Genomic DNA, 20,480 nt, shown 5'->3' with positions numbered 1-20,480 from the left:
GCGATGCTTGAAATCGAAATCGACGGAAAAAAACTGACGGTCCCGCAAGGCAGCACCGTCATGGAAGCGGCCCACTCGGTGGGCACGTACATTCCGCACTTCTGCTACCACAAGAAGCTGTCCATCGCGGCCAACTGCCGCATGTGTCTGGTGGAAGTGGAAAAAGCGCCCAAGCCGCTGCCGGCTTGTGCCACCCCGGTGACCGACGGCATGAAGGTCCATACCCACTCCGACATGGCCAAGAAGGCCCAGGCCGGCGTGATGGAGTTCCTGCTGATCAACCATCCGCTGGATTGCCCGATCTGCGACCAGGGCGGCGAATGCCAGTTGCAGGATCTGGCCGTGGGCTACGGCAACTCCTCCTCGCGCTATCAGGAAGAAAAGCGCGTGGTGGTGGGCAAGGACATGGGCCCGCTGGTCTCGGCGGAAGAAATGTCGCGCTGCATTCACTGCACCCGTTGCGTGCGCTTTACCGAGGAAGTCGGCGGCTTCCAGGAAATCGGCATGGCTCATCGCGGCGAGTTCTCCGAGATTCTGCCCTTCCTCGGCAAGACCGTGGATTCGGAAATCTCCGGCAACGTCATCGATCTGTGTCCGGTGGGCGCGCTGACCTCCAAGCCGTTCCGCTACAGCACCCGCGCCTGGGAGCTGTCGCGCCGCAAATCGGTCAGCCCGCACGACGGCCTGGGCTCCAACCTGATCGTTCAGGTCAAGAGCAATGAAGTGATGCGCGTGCTGCCGCTGGAAAACGAGGCCATCAACGAGTGCTGGATCGCCGACCGCGACCGCTTCTCCTACGAGGGCTTGAACTCGGCCGAGCGTCTGAAGCAGCCGATGATCAAGTTCGACGGCCAGTGGCACGAAACCGACTGGGAAACCGCGTTGAACTACGTGGTGAAGGGCTTGAACGGCGTGTCCGCCGATCACGGCAAGGACGCCATCGGCTTCCTGACCAGCCCGCACTCCACCACCGAAGAACTGCATCTGGCGCAAAAGCTGGCGCGCGCCTTCGGCGTGGAAAGCATTGATTACCGTCTGCGCCGCAGCGACTTCGCCGCCGACGCGGCCAAGCAGGGCGCCGAGTGGCTGGGTTCCGGCATTTCCGATCTGGTCGCGGCCAAGTCGGTGCTGGTGGTCGGCTCCACGCTGCGCAAGGAACAGCCGCTGCTGACCTCGCGTCTGCGCACCGCGGCCAAGAAAGGCAGCGAGCTTAACATTATCCATGTCGCCGACGATGAGCTGCTGATCAAGATCAACGCCAAGCTGATCGTATCGCCGCTGGCGCTGGTCAACGGCTTCGCCCAGGTGCTGAAGGCCGTGGCCGAGATCAAGGGCGGCGAAACCGCCGTCGATCTGTCCGCGGTGCAAGTGTCCGCCGAGGCGCGCCGCATCGCCGAGAGCCTGAGCGGCGCGGAAACCGCCGCCGTGGTGCTGGGCAACGTGGCGCAACACCATCCGGCGTTCAGCCAACTGCTGGCCGTGGCGCAGGAGATCGCTCGCCTGAGCGGCGCCCGCTTCGGCGTGCTGTCCGAGGCCGCCAACAGCGTGGGCGCGGAACTGGCGGGCGCGCTGCCGCAAGGCGCGGGCGCCAACGCCGCCGCGATGATCGCCCAGCCGAAGAAGGCTTACGTGCTGCTGAACACCGAAGTCGAGTTCGACAGCTACAACCCGCAAGCCGCCGTCGCCGCGATGAAGCAGGCCGCCACCGTGATCGCGCTGACCGCGTTCAAGGGCCAGGGCCTGCTGGATTACGCCGACGTGCTGCTGCCGATCGCGCCGTTCTCCGAGACCGCCGGCTCCTTCGTCAATATGGAAGGCAAGCTGCAGAGCTTCAACGGCGTGGTGCGTCCGCTGGGCGAAGCCCGCCCGGCCTGGAAAGTGCTGCGCGTACTGGGCAATATGCTGAATCTGTCCGGCTTCGACTTCAACAGCGCCGAGGAAGTGCGCGCGGAGCTGCTGGCCAAGGGCGACATCGCCGCGCGCCTGAACAATGCGCTGAACCAGCTGAACGTCGCGGCCGCCGCGGCCGCCGGCGTGGCGCGCATCGGCGAAGTGCCGCTGTACCAGGCCGACGCCGTCTGCCGCCGCGCCGAGTCGCTGCAACAGACCCGCGACGCGGCCGAGCCGGTGGCTTCCGCCCACAGCGGCCTGCTGCAGAAGCTGGGCATCGCCGTCGACAGCACCGCATTGCTGAGCCAGGGTTCCGGCCAGGCTCGCGTGCGCATCGTCGCCGACGACAGCCTGCCGCAGGATACGGTCCGCATCGCCACCGCTCACGCGGCCACGCTGGCGCTGGGCGGCATGTTCGACGCTATCGAGATCACCCAGGGGTAAAGCATGGAGTTCTTGCAAGGTATTCTTGGCACTGACGCGGGGCTCGTGGTTTGGACCCTGTTGAAGATCATCGCCATCGTATTGCCGATGCTGCTGTGCGTCGCCTACCTGACCTATGCCGAGCGCAAGGTCATCGGCTTCATGCAGATCCGCATCGGCCCCAACCGGGTAGGCCCGCTGGGCCTGCTGCAGCCGATCGCCGACGCGGTCAAGCTGCTGATGAAGGAAATCATCCTGCCCACCAACTCCAGCAAGGGCCTGTTCCTGCTGGCCCCGGTGCTGTCCATCGCTCCGGCGCTGGCGGCCTGGGCGGTGATTCCCTTCACCGACAAGCTGGTGCTGGCCAACGTCAACGCCTCGCTGCTCTACATCCTGGCGCTGACCTCGATGGGCGTGTACGGCGTGATCATCGCCGGCTGGGCGGGCAACTCCAAGTACTCCTTCCTCGGCGCCATGCGTTCCGCCGCCCAGATCGTGTCCTACGAACTGGCGATGGGCTTTGCGCTGATCGGCGTGCTGATGGTGTCCAGCAGCCTGAACCTGGTGGAGATCGTCCAGCAGCAAGGGCAGGGCATGGCCGGCGGTTCCGTGTTGTCGTGGAACTGGCTGCCGCTGTTCCCGCTGTTCGTGGTCTACCTGATTTCCGGCGTGGCCGAAACCAACCGCGCGCCGTTTGACGTGGCCGAGGGCGAATCCGAGATCGTCGCCGGTTTCCACGTCGAGTACTCGGGCATGGCCTTCGCCATCTTCTTCCTGGCCGAATACGCCAACATGATCCTGGTCGCCGCGCTGACCGCGCTGCTGTTCCTCGGCGGCTGGCTGTCGCCGTTCCCGGCGTCCTGGGGCATTCTGGGCGCGGGCGGCTTCTTCTGGCTGGCGCTTAAAGTGGCCATGGTGCTGTTCTGCTTCCTGTGGTTCCGCGCCACCTTCCCGCGTTATCGCTACGACCAGATCATGCGTCTGGGCTGGAAGGTGTTCATCCCGGTGACCCTGGTGTGGATCCTGGTGGTGGGCGTCTGGATGATGACCCCGCTGTCCTTGTGGCACTGAGACGGGGATAGGTGAAAAGATGAATTCGATCCGAAACTTTTTCAAGACCTTCCTGCTGGTGGAGCTGGTCAAGGGCCTGATGGTCACTGGCCGCTACTTCTTCGCCCGCAAGATCACGGTCCAGTTCCCTGAAGAGAAGACGCCGATTTCGCCGCGCTTCCGCGGTCTGCACGCGCAGCGCCGCTACGCCAACGGCGAAGAGCGCTGCATCGCCTGCAAACTGTGCGAGGCGGTGTGCCCGGCGATGGCGATCAGCATCGAGTCCGAGCAGCGCGACGACGGTACCCGCCGCACCACGCGCTACGACATCGATCTGACCAAGTGCATCTTCTGCGGCTTCTGCGAGGAAGCCTGTCCGGTGGACGCCATCGTGGAAACCCACATCTTCGAATACCACGGCGAAAAACGTGGCGACTTGTACTACACCAAGCCGATGTTGCTGGCGATCGGCGACAAGTACGAGGCCGAGATCGCCGCCAACAAGGCGGCCGACGCCAAGTATCGCTAAGGGGGGGTCATGAACTTCACACTGTTTGTCTTCTATGTTCTGTCCGCCATCCTGGTGTTCGCGGGCATCCGCGTGGTGACGGCCAAGAACCCGATTCACGCGGCCTTGTTCCTGGTGCTGGCCTTCTTCAACAGCGCCGGCCTGTGGCTGCTGATGGAAGCCGAGTTCCTGGCCATCACCCTGGTGGTGGTGTATGTGGGCGCGGTGATGGTGCTGTTCCTGTTCGTGGTGATGATGCTGGACATCAACATCGAGAAACTGCGCGAGGGCTTCTGGAGGAATCTTCCGGTCGCCGCCGCCGTCGGCATCATCATGGTGTTTGAAATGGCGATGATTCTGGCCAGCCCCAGCGCGCGGCTGGACGCCTACCAGGCGGCCGCGCCGCTGGCGGCGGACTTCAGCAACGTCAAAGTGCTGGGTCGCCAGCTGTACACCACGTATCTGCTGCCCTTCGAAGTGGCGGCGGTGGTGCTGCTGCTGGCCATGGTGGCCGCCATCGGTCTGACCATGCGCAGCCGCAAGGACACCAAAGCTATCGATCCGGCGCTGCAGGTCAAGGTCAAGCGCAACGACCGCGTGCGTCTGGTGAAGATGCAGGCCGAACAGCCTGCTGAAGAATCCACGGTGGAGGAGGCCTCCGAGGCCGAATCCGGTAAGCAACAGGCCTGACGGCCAATCAACATAAGGGAGGAAATGTGCTGACACTGACTCACTTCCTGGTGCTGGCCGCAATCCTGTTTGCCATCGGCGTGCTGGGCGTTTTCCTGAACCGGAAAAATCTGATCGTACTGCTGATGGCCATCGAGCTGATGCTGCTCGCGGTGAACTTCAATTTCATCGCGTTCTCGCATTACCTGTCGGATACGGCGGGCCAGATCTTCGTATTCTTCATCCTGACGGTGGCCGCGGCCGAAGCCGCGATCGGTCTCGCCATCCTGGTGGTGCTGTTCCGCAATCTGCGCACCATCAACGTTGAAGACTTGGGCAGCCTCAAAGGCTAAGGCAAACCGGAACCTACACAAAGCACACAAGCATGGATATGAAGAGCTTATACCTGCTGATTGCACTCGCCCCGCTGGCGGGTTCCATCATTGCAGGCCTATTTGGATGGGCCATCGGCCGGCGCGCTTCGCACGTCGTGACGATAGCCGGCGTGGCGCTGTCCGCCGCGCTGTCGCTCAAGGTGCTTCACGCCTTCCTGACCGGACAGGCTGAAGTGTTCAACGGTCCGGTTTACACCTGGCTGACGGTGGGAGGCTACGAGTTCTCCGTAGGCTTCCTGGTGGATTCGCTGACCGCGATGATGCTGGTGGTGGTGACCAGCGTGTCGCTGATGGTGCACATTTATACCATCGGCTACATGCAGGAAGACCCGGGCTATCAGCGTTTCTTCAGCTATATCTCGCTGTTTACCTTCTCGATGCTGATGCTGGTGATGAGCAACAACTTCATCCAGCTGTTCTTCGGTTGGGAAGCGGTGGGCCTGGTGTCCTATCTGCTGATCGGCTTCTGGTTCAAGCGTCCGACCGCGATCTACGCCAACCTGAAGGCTTTCCTGGTCAACCGCGTCGGCGACTTCGGCTTTCTGCTGGGCATCGGCCTGGTGCTGGCCTACTTCGGCGGCTCGCTGAACTACAGCGATGTGTTCGCCGCCGCTCCGGCGCTGGCTAACAAGACCATCAGCCTGATTCCGGGCACCGAATGGTCGCTGCTGAGCGTGACCTGCATCCTGCTGTTCATCGGCGCGATGGGCAAATCGGCGCAGTTCCCGCTGCACGTGTGGCTGCCGGACTCGATGGAAGGCCCGACGCCGATCTCGGCGCTGATCCACGCGGCCACGATGGTGACCGCCGGCATCTTCATGGTGTCGCGTATGAGCCCGCTGTTCGAACTGTCCGACACCGCGCTGAACGTGATCATGGTCGCCGGTTCCATCACCGCGCTGTTCATGGGCTTCCTCGGCGTGGTCCAGAACGACATCAAGCGCGTGGTAGCTTACTCCACGCTGTCGCAGCTGGGCTATATGACCGTGGCGCTGGGCGCCTCGGCCTACTCGGTGGCGATGTTCCATGTGATGACCCACGCCTTCTTCAAGGCGCTGCTGTTCCTGGCGGCGGGCTCGGTGATCATTGGCATGCATCACGATCAGGACATGCGCAATATGGGCGGCCTGCGCAAGTACATGCCCATCACCTGGCTGACTTCGCTGCTGGGTTCGCTGGCCTTGATCGGCACGCCGTTCTTCTCCGGCTTCTACTCCAAGGACTCCATCATCGAGGCGGTGCACGCGTCCAATCTGTCCGCGGCCGGTTTCGCCTACTTCGCGGTGATCGCCGGCGTGTTCGTCACCGCCTTCTACTCCTTCCGCATGTACTTCCTGGTCTTCCACGGCAAGGAACGCTGGATGGAGAAGAAGGACGATCATCACGATCACGGCCATGACGATCACGACCATCACCATGGTCTGGGTCCGAACGACAAGCCGCACGAGTCCCCGTGGGTGGTGACCCTGCCGCTGGTGCTGCTGGCGATTCCGTCGGTGCTGGTCGGTTACTTCGCGATCGAGCCGCTGCTGTACGGCGACTTCTTCAAGGGCGTGATCGCCGTCAACCACGAACTGCATCCGGCGATGGAAGAGATCGCCCGCGAGTTCCACGGCGCCGCCGCCATGGGCGTGCATTCCTTGAGCACGCTGCCGCTGTGGCTGGCCTTGGCCGGCGTGGCCACCGCCTGGTTCTTCTACATGAAGGCGCCGCAGATTCCGGCCGCCATCAAGCAGAAGTTCAGCCTGGTGAACAAGATTCTGGAAAACAAGTACTACCTGGACGAGATCTATTTCGCCGTGTTCGCCAAGGGCTCGCGCGCTCTGGGCACCTTCTTCTGGAAGGTGGGCGACATGCTGCTGATCGACGGCCTGTTGGTGAACGGCACCGCCAAGCTGGTGGCGACTTTCTCCGGCTTCATCCGCCGCGCTCAGACCGGTTTCATCTACAGCTACGCCACCGCGATGATCATCGGGGTGCTGGCGCTGATGACGATGTGGTTCTGGCAACTGATCTGGCGTTGAGCCCGGGCTCCGGGATTGGAATAACAACTTGGGTTTGACTATGTTCACAAATCTATTGTCTCTGGTGATCTGGACCCCTATCGCGGCCGGGTTGCTGGTGCTGGCTACGGGGGGCGATCAGCGCGCGTCGCTGGCGCGCTGGCTGGCCGCGGCGGGAGCCCTGGCGGGCTTCCTGCTGTCGCTGCCGCTGTTCACCGAGTTCAACAACCTCAGCGGCGGCATGCAGTTCGTCGAGATGAAGCCGTGGATCGAATCCCTCGGCATCAACTATCACCTGGGCGTGGACGGCATCTCGATGCTGTTCGTAGTGCTCAACAGCTTCACCACCTTGCTGGTGGTGGTGGCCGGCTGGCAGGTGATCCAGAAGCGCGTGTCGCAGTACATGGCCGCCTTCCTGATCATGTCCGGCCTGATCAACGGCGCCTTCGCCGCGCTGGACGCCATCCTGTTCTATGTCTTCTTCGAAGGCATGCTGATTCCGATGTATCTGATCATCGGCGTCTGGGGCGGCCCGCGTCGCGTGTACGCGTCGATCAAGTTCTTCCTCTACACCTTGCTCGGCTCGCTGCTGATGCTGGTGGCCTTGATCTACCTGTACTTCCAGGCCGGCAAGTCCTTCGACATCCAGGCTTTCCACGACATCGCCAAGATCCCGCTGACGGTGCAGATTCTGCTGTTCGTCGCCTTCTTCCTGTCCTTCGCGGTGAAGGTGCCGATGTGGCCGGTGCACACCTGGCTGCCGGACGCCCACGTGGAAGCGCCGACCGGCGGCTCCATGGTGCTGGCCGCGATCACGCTGAAGATCGGCGCTTACGGCTTCCTGCGGTTCGTGCTGCCCATCCTGCCTGACGCCGCGCGCGAGCTGTCCGGCGTGATGGTGGCGCTGTCGCTGGTGGCAGTGGTCTACATCGGCCTGGTGGCGCTGGTGCAGTCCGACATGAAAAAGCTGGTGGCTTATTCCTCCATCTCGCACATGGGCTTCGTCACCCTGGGCCTGTTCCTGTTCACCGGTTCCGAACTGAACCAGTGGGCGGTTGAAGGCGCGTTGGTGCAGATGGTGTCCCACGGCTTCGTCTCCGCCGCGATGTTCTTCTGCATCGGCGTGATGTACGACCGCGTGCACAGCCGCAACATCGCCGACTACGGCGGCGTGGCCAACAAGATGCCCATCTTCGCCGCCTTCATGATGCTGTTCGCGATGGCCAACTCCGGCCTGCCGGCCACTTCCGGCTTCGTCGGCGAGTTCATGGTGATCATGGGCGCGGTGCAGGTGAACTTCTGGTACGCGGTATTGGCCGCCACCACGCTGATCTTCGGCGCCGCTTACACCTTGTGGATGTACAAGCGCGTGATCTTCGGCGAGGTGGGCAACAGCCATGTGGCCGAGCTGTCCGACGTCAACAAGCGCGAGTTCCTGGTGCTGGCCATCCTGGCCATCGCGGTGCTGGGCATGGGCCTGTATCCGCAAGCCTTCGTCGAGAAAATGCACCTGTCGGTCAATGACCTGATCCTGCATGTCTCGCAGAGCAAGCTGTAAGCGCGGAAGGAATGGAAACAATGAATTGGGCTGATCTCAACCTGATACCGGCAATTCCCGAGATGTTCCTCGCCGGCGCGATTCTGTTCGTGCTGATGGCGGACCTGTTCGTTTCGGACGAAAAGCGCGGCATCACCCTGGGCCTGACCCTGCTGAGCCTGTTGGGCGCGGCAGTGGCGCAGGTGATGACTTTCACCACGCAGCCGGTGGTCACTTTCTCCGGCATGTTCGTCGCCGATCCGATGGGCGGCGTGGTCAAGCTGGCCATGTACGCGGTCACCGCCATCGTGCTGATCTACAGCCGGCAGTACACCGCCGACCGTCAGCTGTTCAAGGGCGAGTACTTCTCGCTGGCCCTGTTCGCGCTCTTGGGCATGAACCTGATGGTGTCGGCCTCGCACTTCCTGACCTTGTACATGGGTCTGGAACTGCTGTCGCTGGCCTTGTACTCGCTGATCGCGCTGCAGCGCGATTCGGTGCAGGCCACCGAGGCGGCGATGAAGTACTTCGTGCTGGGCGCGTTGGCCTCCGGCCTGCTGCTCTACGGCATCTCCATGGTTTACGGCGCCACCGGCTCGCTGGAACTGGCGACGGTCGCCAAGTCCATCGCCGCGCACAAGGCCAACGACGTGTTGCTGGTCTTCGGCCTCGTCTTCATCGTGGCCGGCTTGTCCTTTAAGCTGGGCGCGGTGCCGTTCCATATGTGGGTGCCGGACGTTTACCACGGCGCGCCGACTTCGGTGACGCTGATGGTGGGCGCGGCGCCCAAGCTGGCGGCCTTCGTGTTCACGCTGCGCATCCTGGCCCAGGGCCTGGACGCGCTGGTGGCGGACTGGCAGCAGATGCTGGTGATCGTGGCCGCGCTGTCCATGGCCATCGGCAACATCACCGCCATCGTGCAGACCAATATCAAACGGATGCTGGCCTATTCGACGATCTCGCACATGGGCTTCCTGCTCCTGGGCGTGCTGGCCGGCACCAAGGTCGGCTACTCGGCGGCGCTGTTCTACGCGCTGAGCTATGTGCTGATGTCGCTGGTCAGCTTCGGCATGCTGCTGGCGCTGTCCCGCGCCGGTTTCGAATGCGAGAAGGTCGACGATCTGAAGGGCCTGAACAGCCGCAACAGCTGGTATGCGCTGCTGATGCTGCTGACCATGTTCTCCATGGCGGGCATCCCGCCGCTGGTGGGCTTCTACGCCAAGTTCGCGGTGATCAAGGCCATCGTCGACATCGGCATGATCAAGCTGGCCATCTTCGCGGTGCTGATGTCGGTGATCGGCGCGTTCTACTACCTGCGCGTGGTGAAGGCGATGTACTTCGACGACGCCGAAGACCGCAGCGACATCGTGGTGCGCGGCGACATGAAACTGGTGCTGTCGCTGAACGCGCTGGCCTTGCTTTTCATCGGCCTGCTGCCGGAACGCGCGATGGAGCTGTGCCTGCAAGTCGTGCGTCAATCGCTCACCGTGATTTAAGGCCTGTCCACCATGCAATCCAGCGTCATCGTTTTGCTGATCGTCGCCCTGGCGGCGGCGAACCTGCCGTTCCTGACCCAGAAAGTGGGCGGAGTGTGGAAAGTGGCCAACAAGCATTTTGGCTGGCGCTTTCTGGAATTGACGGCGCTGTATCTGCTGGTGGGCGGTTTCGCCTACCTGCTGGAAAGCCGGCTGATGCCGGTGCAGTCGCAGAACTGGCAGTTCTACGTGACCACCTTGTCCTTATTCCTGGTGTTCGCGTTTCCGGGCTACGTCTATCGCTATTTCTGGCGGCGACGGGCCTAGCCGGGCTGGGCGGACGCAATACGCGGCGCGGACGGGATTTCCCGTCCGCGCTGTTTTTTTTTGGGGAAGGGCGCGGCGGCGTAGCGAGGCCCGCGCGATGAGACGAAGGGAGAGGACGGGATGTTGAAAGTGATTGCTCAGGACTTCATTCAGCCGGACCGCGTGGCCGAGGTGATGCCGCTGTATCGCGAACTGGTGGAGAAGACGCGGCAAGAGCCGGATTGCATCGGCTATGAGCTGTTCATCGATCAGAAAGACCCCGGCCATTTCGTCTTCATCGAGACCTGGCCGGACAGGGAGGCCCTGGATCGGCATTGCCAAACCGAACATTTCCGGCGGCTGGTGCCGCAGATCGACAGCCGGCAGCGACAGGCGGGCACCTTTTTGCTGATGGACGCCTTCGCCGAGGCCGGCAGCTGATTGAAAAAGGCGCCGCATTGCGGCGCCTTGCTTAGAACGTGTTTACGATCTTGCGAGCAAGAGCGAGACAAGGCGAAAATCGTTGAGAAAGCGGAATGTACAAGCGGTACATGAGCATTTCGAAGCGGGCACTCATCGCACAATGTCTCTACCGACGCGCAGCAGATCGTAAACAGGTTCTTAGTAAAAGCGGGCCTCGCCCTGCGGCCGGCTCTTGAAGCGCTTGTGCAGCCAGAAGTACTGGTCCGGGATTTCAAGGACGCGCTGCTCCAGGAAGGCGTTCATGCGGCGGGTGTCGGCCTCCACGTCTTCGCTCGGGTAGTCGTCCCACGGCGGGTAGAACTCCAGCTCGAAGCGGTCGCCGACGCGGCGGGCGATGGCCGGCACCACCTTGGCGCGCGCCAGCTTGCTGATGCGGGACAGGCCGGTGATGGTGGCGGCCTTGACGCCGAAGAAGTCGACGAAGACCGAGTCGCGCACGCCGAAGTCCTGGTCCGGCAGATAGAGGAAGGGCGCGTGGTCCTTGCGCATCGCCTTGATGATGGGGCGCAGGCCTTCCTGGCGGGACACGATGTAGGCGTTGTCGTAACGCTGGCGGCCCTGATAGATCTGGCGGTCCAGCGCCTCGTTCTTCTGGTGGGAGTAGACGCTGACCAGCGGGATGTGCTGGTTCAGCGAATACACGCACATTTCAAAGCCGATGAAGTGAGGGTAGAACAGAATCACGTCTTCGCCGCGTTCGCGCAGTTCGGTGACGTAGTGCAGGTTCTTGATCTCGACCAGCTTGTCGATGCGCGCGGCCGAACTCCACCAGACCACGCCGTACTCCAGCACCATGCGTATCATGTGCTGGAAATTGCGGCGGATCAGCCGGCGGCGTTCCGTCACCGGCATCTCGGGAAAGCATAGGCGCAGATTGATCATGCCGACGCGGCGGCGGTCGCGCGCCAGACAGTAGGCGACATTGCCCAGGCCGCGGGCCAGCAGGCCGATCGCCCACATCGGCAGCAGGCGGATGAGCCAAAGCAGGGCAAAAGCGAATTTCATAGATTTCCTTGTTGGGATGCTCGACAAACCGACTGCGCGGCTCGATAGCTGCGTTGCTCCGTGCGCGCTCCCTCGCTGTACTGTTTGTACTATCTCGGTCGCTGTGCGCCAATGTCCAACGGGGGCGCCTTGCTCTCAAGCCGCTCGTGACGGTTTGTCTTGGATCCCTGTTATTGCGCGTCCGGCCGGCTGACGCCGGGCGGACATTTATAGCGGTTATAGCTCCACAGGTATTGGCTGGGGAAGCGGCGGATCAGCGCTTCCACCTGGGCGTTGAGCTGGGCGGCGTCCTGTTCCTTGTCGCCGCTGAAGGCTTGCGCCGGCGGTTCGATGTGGACGCGGAAGCCCTGGCCGCCCGGCAGGCGCTCGCCGACGAAGAACAAGGTCTCCACGCCACTGATCTGCGCCAGACGCGGCACCAGGGTCATGGTGTAGGCCGGGCGTTCGAAGAACGGCGCCCACACGCCCTCGCCGTTGCCGGGCACCTGGTCCGGCAGGATGATGGTGGCCTCGCCGGACTTCAGCGCCTTCATCAGCACGCGCACGCCGGCGCCGGTGGCCGGCGCGGTCTTGCCCTTGCCGCGGGCGCGGCCGGCCTGCATCACCGGTTCCAGCCAAGCCATCTTGGGAGGGCGGTACATCGCGGTCAGCGGAAACGGCAGCCGCGAGCTGATGTAGCGGCCGGCGATGTCGTAGCTGCCCAGATGCGGGGTGACGAAGACGATGCCGTGGCCCTTGGCCAGCGCCGCCTCGACGTGCTCCCAGCCGGAGCAGGATTGGACCATGGCGGCGATGTCGTCCGGCTCGCGGCACCAGGCGATGGCCAGTTCCAGCGCGCCCTTGCCGGTTTCCGCGGCGCTTTGTTTGACTAAACGCGGTAAAAGCTGATAATTTCCACAGATTTTACTAGAACTTAGGTTCTCCCGGAGCCGTGCTCTGTAGCGGGGGGACGCATGATAAGTCAGTCGTCCAAGAACGGCACCTAGGCCTTGTAGCCAGGATAAAGGCAGGTGCGCCAGGAAAGACAGCAATAAATGGACTAGCTTAGACATATGAAGCTCAGTCTTGGTCTTAAAGCGACCTATTTTATCATCACAAGGTTTTGCATTTTTCGGGAACGAATAATAAATGAGCGAATATCTGTTTACATCTGAGTCGGTGTCGGAAGGACACCCGGACAAAGTCGCCGATCAGATCTCCGACGCCATCCTCGACGCCATCTTGCGCGAGGACAAGCACGCGCGCGTCGCCGCCGAGACCCTAGTGAACACCGGCCTGGTGGTGTTGGCCGGCGAAATCACCACCAGTGCCAATATCGATTACATCAAGATCGCCCGCGAAACCATCAAGCGCATCGGTTACGACGATTCCGCGCTGGGCTTCGATTTCCGCGGTTGCGCGGTGATGGCTTGCTACGACAAGCAGTCGCAGGACATCGCCCAGGGCGTCAACGAAGGCGAAGGCCTGGATCTGAACCAGGGCGCCGGCGACCAGGGCCTGATGTTCGGCTACGCCTGCGACGAAACCCCGACGCTGATGCCGTTCCCGATCTACTACGCGCACCGTCTGGTGCAGCGTCAGGCCGAGTTGCGCAAGGACGGCCGCCTGCCGTGGCTGCGCCCGGACGCCAAGAGCCAGATCACTTGCGTCTATGACGGCGCCACCGGTCTGCCCAAGCGCATCGACACCGTGGTGCTGTCCACCCAGCATACCCCGGAGATCGATCACAAGACGCTGACCGAGGCGGTGATCGAGGACATCATCAAGCCGGTGCTGCCGCCGGATATGATCACGCCGGAAACCAAATTCCTGATCAACCCGACCGGCCGCTTCGTGATTGGCGGCCCGATGGGCGATTGCGGTCTGACCGGCCGCAAGATCATCGTCGACACCTACGGCGGCGCGGCGCCGCACGGCGGCGGCGCTTTCTCCGGCAAGGATCCGTCCAAAGTGGACCGTTCCGCCGCCTACGCCGGCCGCTACGTGGCGAAGAACATCGTCGCCGCCGGCCTGGCGCGCCAGTGCCAGATCCAGGTTTCCTACGCCATCGGCGTGGCCGAGCCGACCTCGATCGCGGTGGACACCTTCGGCACCAACTCGATTCCGAACGAGAAGATCGTCGAGCTGGTGAAAAAGCATTTCGATCTGCGCCCGAAAGGCATCATCCAGATGCTGGACCTGTTGCGCCCGATCTACAGCAAGACCGCCGCTTACGGCCACTTCGGCCGCGAAGAGCCGGAATTCAGCTGGGAGCGCACCGACAAGGTGGAGGCGCTGCGCGCCGACGCCGGTCTGTAAACCGCGCTCGGCTTCGCGCCAAGAAACGCCTGTCCACGGACAGGCGTTTTTTTGTGTCTTGTTAGAGGGCCGCGCTCAGGCGGCAGGCGTTCTTGCCGCCGGCCTTGACCGCGTACAAAGCCCGGTCCGCGGCCTGGTACAGGGCGGCCGGGCTGTCCGCGTGCACGGGGAAGGCGGCCAGACCGCAGGAGAAGGTGGCGCAGAAACTGTCGTCGCCGGCGCCGTGGGGCTGACGGGCGAAGGCTTGCCGCCAGCGCTCGGCGCGTTCCCAGGCCTGGGACGGCGAGCAGCCGGGCATCAGCACCAGAAACTCCTCCCCGCCCAGGCGGCAGAGGATGTCGCCGCCGCGGCCGTCTTCGGCCAGCAGCGCGGACAGACGGCGCAAGACCTCGTCGCCGAAGTAATGACCGAAGCTGTCGTTGATGCGCTTGAAATCGTCCAGATCGATCAGCGCGATGCTGAGCGGCGCGCCCTCGCTGCGCGCGCGGCTCAGTTCGCGGGCGAAGGTATCGTCCAGATAGCGACGGTTGTACAAACCGGTCAGCGGATCGCGCAAGGCCTGCTCGCGCAGCGCCGCCTGCAGCGCTTCGATTTCGGCGATGCGCAGGGCCAAGGTCTGATTGGCGCCGCGCAGCGCCTCCTCGGCCCGGCGCCGCTCGGTGATGTCGCGGGCCACCAGCATACGGCTGGAGTGAGGCTGAGGCTGCTGGGCGATCGGATACACGCGCAGGTCCAGGATGCGCGCGCCGTCTTGCAAGGACAGCTCCAGGGATTGCTCCCGGCCGCGCAGGATCTGCTCCCGCGGCCAGTCCGCCGGCAAGGGCTGGCCCAGCAATTGACGGCCGGGCCGGCCCAGCAGCCGCGCGGCGGCCGGATTGAGGTCCAGGATGCGCAGCTCGTCGTCCACCACCAGCACCCCGTCGCCCATGGCTTCGAAGGAGCGCGCGCGCGCCACCGGCACCAGATAGAGCAGGCGCAGGTAGAGCAGGTCCAGCGCGAACACCAGGCCGGTGACGGTGAAGGCGAGCGGCGTCGGATCCAGGCCCTGCAAGGGCATGGCGCCGCTCAGGTAAAGGATGTTGCCCAGCCAGGGCGCGCAGGCGCTGGCCATCAGCACGATGGATTGTCCGCGGAAGTGGGCCGGGTAGTAATGCAGCGCGCGGATCAGCATCAGCGAGCCGATCAGCATCATCAGGTAGGAATAGCCGGCGACGCCGATCCAGAACGCCGGGCCGTGCCCGTAGATCAGCAGATTGTAGCCGGAAGGGCTGGGCCGGTAGCCGGTCCACACCAATTGGTGGCTTTCGTTGCTGAACGCCAGCAGCAGGCAGAGCAAGGGCAGGGCGAACAGCGCCGCCAGCCAGCGCCGGCTCAGCTGGATGCGGTTATAGTCCAGCGCCAGCAGCAGGAAGAGCACCGGGGTGCTCAGCGTGCCCAGGTATTCCAGCTTGGACCAGGCGATCTTGGCGGACAGGCTGGCGGCGGACAGCTCGCACATCGCGCCGGCGGCCCAGAACGCCACCGAACTCATCAGCAGCGCCAGCCAGCGCACCCCGGGAAACTGGCGGCGATACCAGGCGATGGCGGCGATGGCGGTGGAAATCAGCGCGGCGATCCCGGACAGGGCGGCCAGCGGGGTGAAGTCGAAAGTCATGGGGCGAGGATGAATCGGCAAGCGGCTAGTGTATCTTCTTGGCATGCAGACTCCTACCTTTTCCGAGCGGCATAGGTATAATCGAAACGTCGCCGTCCGCGTGTCCACGCCGCCGGCGGCCGGTCGGCCCGAGGGGCGCTGCGAGGATGATCCATCCCCAGGCTCGGGCCGCTCCCGTTTCAACGGCGCTCACCTGATCAAAACCGTGCCGGGCACGGGAGCGGGTGAGCCGCATCCTGGCCGGCTGCGTGAACTAAGGAATGCTCGCGATGGCTGATTTCACCGATTTTCATGTTGCCGATATCAATCTGTCCGCCTGGGGCCGCAAGGAACTGGCGATTGCCGAAACTGAAATGCCGGGCCTGATGGCCTTGCGCGATGAGCACCGGCACAGCCAGCCGCTGCGCGGCGCGCGCATCGCCGGCAGTCTGCACATGACGATCCAGACCGGGGTCTTGATCGAGACTCTGGTGGCGCTGGGCGCGGAAGTGCGCTGGGCCTCTTGCAACATCTTCTCCACCCAGGACCACGCCGCCGCCGCCATCGCCGCGGCCGGCATCCCGGTATTCGCCTTCAAGGGCGAGAGCCTGGACGAGTACTGGGAGTTCAGTCACAAAATCTTCGAATGGCCGGAGCAGGAGCCCGCCAATATGATTCTGGACGACGGCGGCGACGCCACCTTGCTGCTGATGCTGGGCAGCAAGGCGGAAAGCGATCGCGGCGCGATCAGCCACCCGTCCAACGAGGAAGAGACCGCGCTGTTCGCCGCCATCGCCCGTTATCTGGAAAAAGACCCGCAGTGGTATTCCAAGCGGCTCAAGCACATCAAGGGCGTGACCGAGGAAACCACCACCGGCGTGCACCGGCTCTATCAGCTGGAGAAGGAGGGGCGTTTGCCGTTCCCGGCCTTCAACGTCAACGACTCGGTGACCAAGTCCAAGTTCGACAACCTCTACGGCTGCCGCGAATCGCTGGTGGACGGCATCAAGCGCGCCACCGACGTGATGGTGGCCGGCAAGGTGGCGGTGGTGCTGGGCTACGGCGACGTGGGCAAGGGCTGCGTGCAGAGCTTGCGCGGCCTGGGCGCCACGGTGTGGGTGACCGAAGTGGACCCGATCTGCGCGTTGCAGGCGGCGATGGAAGGCTATCGCGTGGTGCGCATGGACGAAGTGGCCGACCAGGCCGACATCTTCGTCACCGCCACCGGCAATGTCGGCGTGATCACCCACGAACATATGAAGAAGATGCGCAACAACGCCATCGTCTGCAATATCGGCCATTTCGATAGCGAGATCGAAGTCGCCAGTCTGCGCCAGTACCAGTGGGACAATATCAAGCCGCAGGTGGACCACATCATTTTCCCTGACGGCAAGCGAGTGATCCTGTTGGCCGAGGGCCGGCTGGTCAACCTGGGTTGCGCCACCGGCCACCCCAGCTTCGTGATGTCCAACTCCTTCACCAACCAGGTGCTGGCTCAGGTGGAAATCTTCGCCAACGGCCTGCAATACGGCAAACAGGTGTATGTCTTGCCCAAGCATCTGGACGAGAAGGTGGCGCGCCTGCACCTGGGCCGCATCGGCGCCAGACTGACCGAGCTGTCCGATGAACAGGCCGCCTACATCAGCGTGCCCAAGCAAGGTCCATATAAGCCGGATCACTATCGTTATTGATTTTTATAACGATAGAAAAACGGACAGGGCTATTAGAATGGTGCTGTCCGTTTTTTCTTGTCCGCTGTTGCGGATCGCGGCCAACCTATAAAAACAAAGGAGTCTCCCGCAGGGAGATGCAGAGAGATCATGACAGCACAGAGCCGAACCTTCAGTTTCGAATTCTTTCCGCCCAAGACGCCGGAAGGCATCGCCAAGCTGCGCACCACGCGCCAGCAGCTGGCCCAGTTCAAGCCGCAGTTCTTTTCCGTCACCTTCGGCGCCGGCGGCACCACCCGCGACGGCACGCTGGCGACGGTGCTGGAAATCCGCAGCGAAGGCCACGCCGCCGCGCCGCACCTGTCCTGCATCGGCTCCACTCGCGAGAATATCGGCGCCATCCTCAAGGAATACCGCAACAACGGCATCCGCCACATCGTCGCGCTGCGCGGCGACATCCCGTCCGGCATGGTGGCGGCCGGCGAATTCCGCTACGCCAACGAGTTGGTCGAATTCATTCGCGCCGAGCACGGCGACCATTTCCACATCGAGGTGGCCGCCTATCCGGAGTTTCATCCGCAGGCGCGCTCGGCTGAGGACGACATCGGCAACTTTGTGCGCAAGGTCCACGCCGGAGCCAATTCGGCGATGACCCAGTACTTTTTCAACGCCGACGCCTATTTCCGCTTCGTCGACGAGGTTCAGGGCCGGGGAGTGAATATTCCCATCGTGCCGGGCATCATGCCGATCTCCAATTTCGGGCAACTGTGTCGTTTTTCCGACATGTGCGGCGCGGAAGTGCCGCGTTGGCTGCGCCAGCGCATGCAGGCCTATTACGACGACAGCGCGTCCATCCGCGCGCTGGGCCTGGACGTGGTGACCGAGTTGTGCGATCGCTTATTGCAGCACGGCGCGCCGGGTCTGCACTTCTACACGCTGAATCAGGCCGGTTTGGTGTCCACCATTTGGCAGCGGCTAGGTTTGTGAATCGGGACGCGTTCCCATGCAAAACGGCCCGGTATTCCGGGCCGTTCTTTTTCAAATCCGTATGCGGCTCGGGGCCGCGCCGCCTTAAAGACCACGCAGCTGGCCGAGCGGCAGCGAGGTGGTCCGCTTGATCTCCTTGAGCACGAAGCTGGACTTCACATCCGCGACACCGGGGTGTTGCAATAGCTCGTCCATCACGAAGCGCGAAAAGTGCTCCATGTCCTCGAAGTACACCTGCAGCAGATAATCCATCTCGCCGGTCATCGCAAAGCAATTGATGACCTCCTGCCAGCTTTGCACCGATTCGATGAAGCTTTGCAGATGCGCGTTGCCGCGTTTCTCCAGCGTGACTCTGACCCAGGCTTGCAGGCCCAGGCCGATGCGGGCCGGGTCCAGCAGCGCCACGTATTGGCGGATCACGCCGGATTCCTCCAGCTGCTTTAGGCGACGCAGGCAAGGGGATGGAGACAGGGCCACCCGTTCTGCTAATTCCACATTGGTTAAGCGGCCGTCGTGTTGCAGTTCGGCCAGAATACGCAAGTCTGTCTTATCTAATGTAAGACTTGGCATGTTTTCTCCTAAAAGAGGCAAAATATTAGTGTTTTATACTTAGTTATTACTGGTTTCTTGGTATTTAGCAAGAAAATTGCCCCGTAGTTTCCATAGAATAAAAAGCCTAAAAACGCATTCTACACACGGCGCTAAAAAAGCACCGGGGTTTGTCGAGTGAATAAGACGGCGGAGATAAGATTCACATTCTGAGGAGAAGCTTGTCGTTCGTCGCGGCAAGTCAAACCAGCGCGCGGCAAGCGCCTTTCTCCTCATTCAGTCTTTTCCCTTCCGACTTTTCCACGCGAAGCCAAATGCGTTGCACAGGGCTTTTTACAACATGTCATGACAAGACTATCACAAGACATGTCATCAAAAGCTACTGTTACTTGTTTATAAACAAGCTTGTTGCGCGGAATACCAGATCAAGTCGCCGGTTCAGAGCGGCGCCACGCTCCGCTCGCCGCCCAGCGGCCGCATACTCATCTACAACAGGAGAAACAGATGAAAATGGAAACCATACTGCAAAACCCCCTGGCCACCGACGGCTTTGAATTTGTCGAATACACCGCGCCCAGCGCCGAAGGCCTGGCCAAACTGAAGGCCTTGTTTCTGTCGCTGGGTTTCAGCGAAGTGGCGCGCCACCGCAGCAAGAACGTCAGCCTGTTCCGCCAGGGCGACATCAATTTCATCTTGAACGGCGAGTCGTCGCAGCCGGCCAACGATTTCGGCCACGAGCACGGCCCGTCGGCTTGTGCGATGGCGTGGCGCGTCAAGGACGCGGCCAAGGCCTATGAATACGCGCTGGCCCACGGCGCCAAGAAGTACGAGCGCCCGATCGGCTTCATGGAGCTGAATATTCCTGCGGTGGAGGGGATTGGCGGCTCGGCACTGTATTTCGTCGATCGCTACGGTCCGGAACACAGCATCTACGACGTGGACTTCCAGCCGTTGGACGGCGTAGACCAGCATCCGCAAGGCGTGGGCCTGTATGAGATCGATCACCTGACCCACAATGTGTTCCGCGGCAATATGGCCAAGTGGGCGGGTTTCTACACCGATATCGCCAACTTCCGCGAAATCCGTTACTTCGACATCGAGGGCAAGCTCACCGGCCTGGTGTCCCAGGCGATGACCAGCCCCTGCGGCAAAATCCGCATCCCGATCAACGAATCCTCCGACGACAAGAGCCAGATCGAGGAATTCCTGCGCGAATACCACGGCGAGGGCATCCAGCACATCGCGCTGACCACCCGCGACATCTACCGCACCGTGGAAACGCTGAAAGCCGCCGGCACCCGCTTCCTCGACACCCCGGACACCTATTATGAAAAAGTGGACGAGCGGGTGCCGGGCCATGGCGAAGACCTGGCGCGCCTGCACAAAAACCACATCCTGGTGGACGGCGCGCCGGTGGACGGCGCCGGCATCCTGCTGCAGATCTTCACCGAGACCGTGATCGGGCCGATCTTCTTCGAGATCATCCAGCGCAAGGGCAACGAGGGCTTTGGCGAGGGCAACTTCCGCGCCCTGTTCGAGTCGATCGAAGAGGACCAGATCCGCCGCGGCGTCATCTAAAGCCCGCAGTTCATCGATGCC

18 protein-coding genes and 1 riboswitch are annotated in these 20,480 nt (G+C 62.5%); of the genes, 14 read left to right on the top strand and 4 right to left on the bottom strand.

Annotated features, from left to right (window positions below; genetic code table 11):
* The first annotated feature begins 3 nt into the window (after window positions 1–3).
* The 10 genes from nuoG (at window position 4) to NK214_RS11650 (ending at window position 10,697) form a co-directional block, all read left to right on the top strand.
* Window positions 4–2,334, top strand: a complete 2,331-nt coding sequence (gene nuoG, locus NK214_RS11695; protein ID WP_253314546.1) for an NADH-quinone oxidoreductase subunit NuoG — start codon at window positions 4–6, stop codon at window positions 2,332–2,334.
* Between the two features lie 3 nt (window positions 2,335–2,337).
* Window positions 2,338–3,384, top strand: coding sequence for an NADH-quinone oxidoreductase subunit NuoH (nuoH, locus tag NK214_RS11690; RefSeq protein WP_048413406.1), 1,047 nt, complete (start codon window positions 2,338–2,340; stop codon window positions 3,382–3,384).
* A 19-nt stretch (window positions 3,385–3,403) separates the two neighbouring features.
* The gene (gene nuoI, locus NK214_RS11685) at window positions 3,404–3,892 is read left to right on the top strand and encodes an NADH-quinone oxidoreductase subunit NuoI (protein ID WP_019102197.1); all 489 of its coding nucleotides are present in this window, start codon (window positions 3,404–3,406) and stop codon (window positions 3,890–3,892) included.
* A 9-nt stretch (window positions 3,893–3,901) separates the two neighbouring features.
* Window positions 3,902–4,561, top strand: coding sequence for an NADH-quinone oxidoreductase subunit J (locus tag NK214_RS11680; RefSeq protein WP_107800399.1), 660 nt, complete (start codon window positions 3,902–3,904; stop codon window positions 4,559–4,561).
* Window positions 4,562–4,587: 26 nt separating this feature from the next.
* Window positions 4,588–4,893, top strand: coding sequence for an NADH-quinone oxidoreductase subunit NuoK (nuoK, locus tag NK214_RS11675; protein ID WP_019102195.1), 306 nt, complete (start codon window positions 4,588–4,590; stop codon window positions 4,891–4,893).
* Window positions 4,894–4,925: 32 nt separating this feature from the next.
* Window positions 4,926–6,959, top strand: a complete 2,034-nt coding sequence (gene nuoL, locus NK214_RS11670) for an NADH-quinone oxidoreductase subunit L (RefSeq protein WP_107800398.1) — start codon at window positions 4,926–4,928, stop codon at window positions 6,957–6,959.
* A 40-nt stretch (window positions 6,960–6,999) separates the two neighbouring features.
* Window positions 7,000–8,496 carry an NADH-quinone oxidoreductase subunit M gene (locus NK214_RS11665; protein WP_107800397.1) on the top strand — a complete coding sequence of 499 codons (1,497 nt, stop codon included), beginning with the start codon at window positions 7,000–7,002 and terminating at the stop codon, window positions 8,494–8,496.
* Between the two features lie 20 nt (window positions 8,497–8,516).
* Window positions 8,517–9,971, top strand: coding sequence for an NADH-quinone oxidoreductase subunit NuoN (nuoN, locus tag NK214_RS11660; protein ID WP_227104749.1), 1,455 nt, complete (start codon window positions 8,517–8,519; stop codon window positions 9,969–9,971).
* Between the two features lie 12 nt (window positions 9,972–9,983).
* Window positions 9,984–10,277, top strand: a complete 294-nt coding sequence (locus NK214_RS11655; protein WP_107800396.1) for a DUF2818 family protein — start codon at window positions 9,984–9,986, stop codon at window positions 10,275–10,277.
* Between the two features lie 120 nt (window positions 10,278–10,397).
* The gene (locus NK214_RS11650) at window positions 10,398–10,697 is read left to right on the top strand and encodes a putative quinol monooxygenase (RefSeq protein WP_227104747.1); all 300 of its coding nucleotides are present in this window, start codon (window positions 10,398–10,400) and stop codon (window positions 10,695–10,697) included.
* A gap of 180 nt (window positions 10,698–10,877) precedes the next feature.
* Here the strand turns inward: NK214_RS11650 and NK214_RS11645 are convergent, their stop codons facing one another.
* On the bottom strand, window positions 10,878–11,744 hold the full coding sequence (locus tag NK214_RS11645; RefSeq protein ID WP_253314545.1) for a lipid A biosynthesis lauroyl acyltransferase: 867 nt from the start codon (window positions 11,742–11,744) through the stop codon (window positions 10,878–10,880).
* Between the two features lie 170 nt (window positions 11,745–11,914).
* Complete coding sequence (locus tag NK214_RS11640; protein WP_107800393.1) at window positions 11,915–12,796, bottom strand: lysophospholipid acyltransferase family protein; 882 nt, start codon at window positions 12,794–12,796, stop codon at window positions 11,915–11,917.
* A gap of 76 nt (window positions 12,797–12,872) precedes the next feature.
* On the opposite strand from NK214_RS11640, the gene metK reads away from it, so the two are divergent.
* Window positions 12,873–14,042, top strand: a complete 1,170-nt coding sequence (gene metK / locus NK214_RS11635) for a methionine adenosyltransferase (protein ID WP_107800392.1) — start codon at window positions 12,873–12,875, stop codon at window positions 14,040–14,042.
* A gap of 61 nt (window positions 14,043–14,103) precedes the next feature.
* Here metK and NK214_RS11630 read toward each other — a convergent pair whose 3' ends face one another.
* Window positions 14,104–15,741 (bottom strand): histidine kinase N-terminal 7TM domain-containing protein, encoded by a 1,638-nt coding sequence (locus tag NK214_RS11630; RefSeq protein WP_253314544.1) that lies wholly within the window; start codon window positions 15,739–15,741, stop codon window positions 14,104–14,106.
* 79 nt (window positions 15,742–15,820) lie between these two features.
* A riboswitch (S-adenosyl-L-homocysteine riboswitch) is annotated at window positions 15,821–15,894 on the top strand.
* Between the two features lie 62 nt (window positions 15,895–15,956).
* On the opposite strand from NK214_RS11630, the gene ahcY reads away from it, so the two are divergent.
* Together ahcY and metF are read left to right on the top strand one after the other, a co-directional pair.
* On the top strand, window positions 15,957–17,366 hold the full coding sequence (gene ahcY, locus NK214_RS11625; protein ID WP_253314543.1) for an adenosylhomocysteinase: 1,410 nt from the start codon (window positions 15,957–15,959) through the stop codon (window positions 17,364–17,366).
* A gap of 129 nt (window positions 17,367–17,495) precedes the next feature.
* Complete coding sequence (gene metF / locus NK214_RS11620) at window positions 17,496–18,332, top strand: methylenetetrahydrofolate reductase [NAD(P)H] (protein WP_107800389.1); 837 nt, start codon at window positions 17,496–17,498, stop codon at window positions 18,330–18,332.
* 84 nt (window positions 18,333–18,416) lie between these two features.
* On the opposite strand, the gene NK214_RS11615 is transcribed toward metF, so the two are convergent.
* Window positions 18,417–18,902 carry an Lrp/AsnC family transcriptional regulator gene (locus NK214_RS11615; protein ID WP_107800388.1) on the bottom strand — a complete coding sequence of 162 codons (486 nt, stop codon included), beginning with the start codon at window positions 18,900–18,902 and terminating at the stop codon, window positions 18,417–18,419.
* Between the two features lie 483 nt (window positions 18,903–19,385).
* Here NK214_RS11615 and hppD point away from each other — a divergent pair, with 483 nt between their 5' ends.
* Window positions 19,386–20,459, top strand: a complete 1,074-nt coding sequence (hppD, locus tag NK214_RS11610; protein WP_107800387.1) for a 4-hydroxyphenylpyruvate dioxygenase — start codon at window positions 19,386–19,388, stop codon at window positions 20,457–20,459.
* Window positions 20,460–20,480 lie beyond the last annotated feature (21 nt).

Origin of the sequence: Chromobacterium sp. S0633 (genome assembly GCF_024158805.1) — a bacterium.
GTDB lineage: Bacteria > Pseudomonadota > Gammaproteobacteria > Burkholderiales > Chromobacteriaceae > Chromobacterium.
This window is presented reverse-complemented; position numbering and strand designations above follow the sequence as displayed.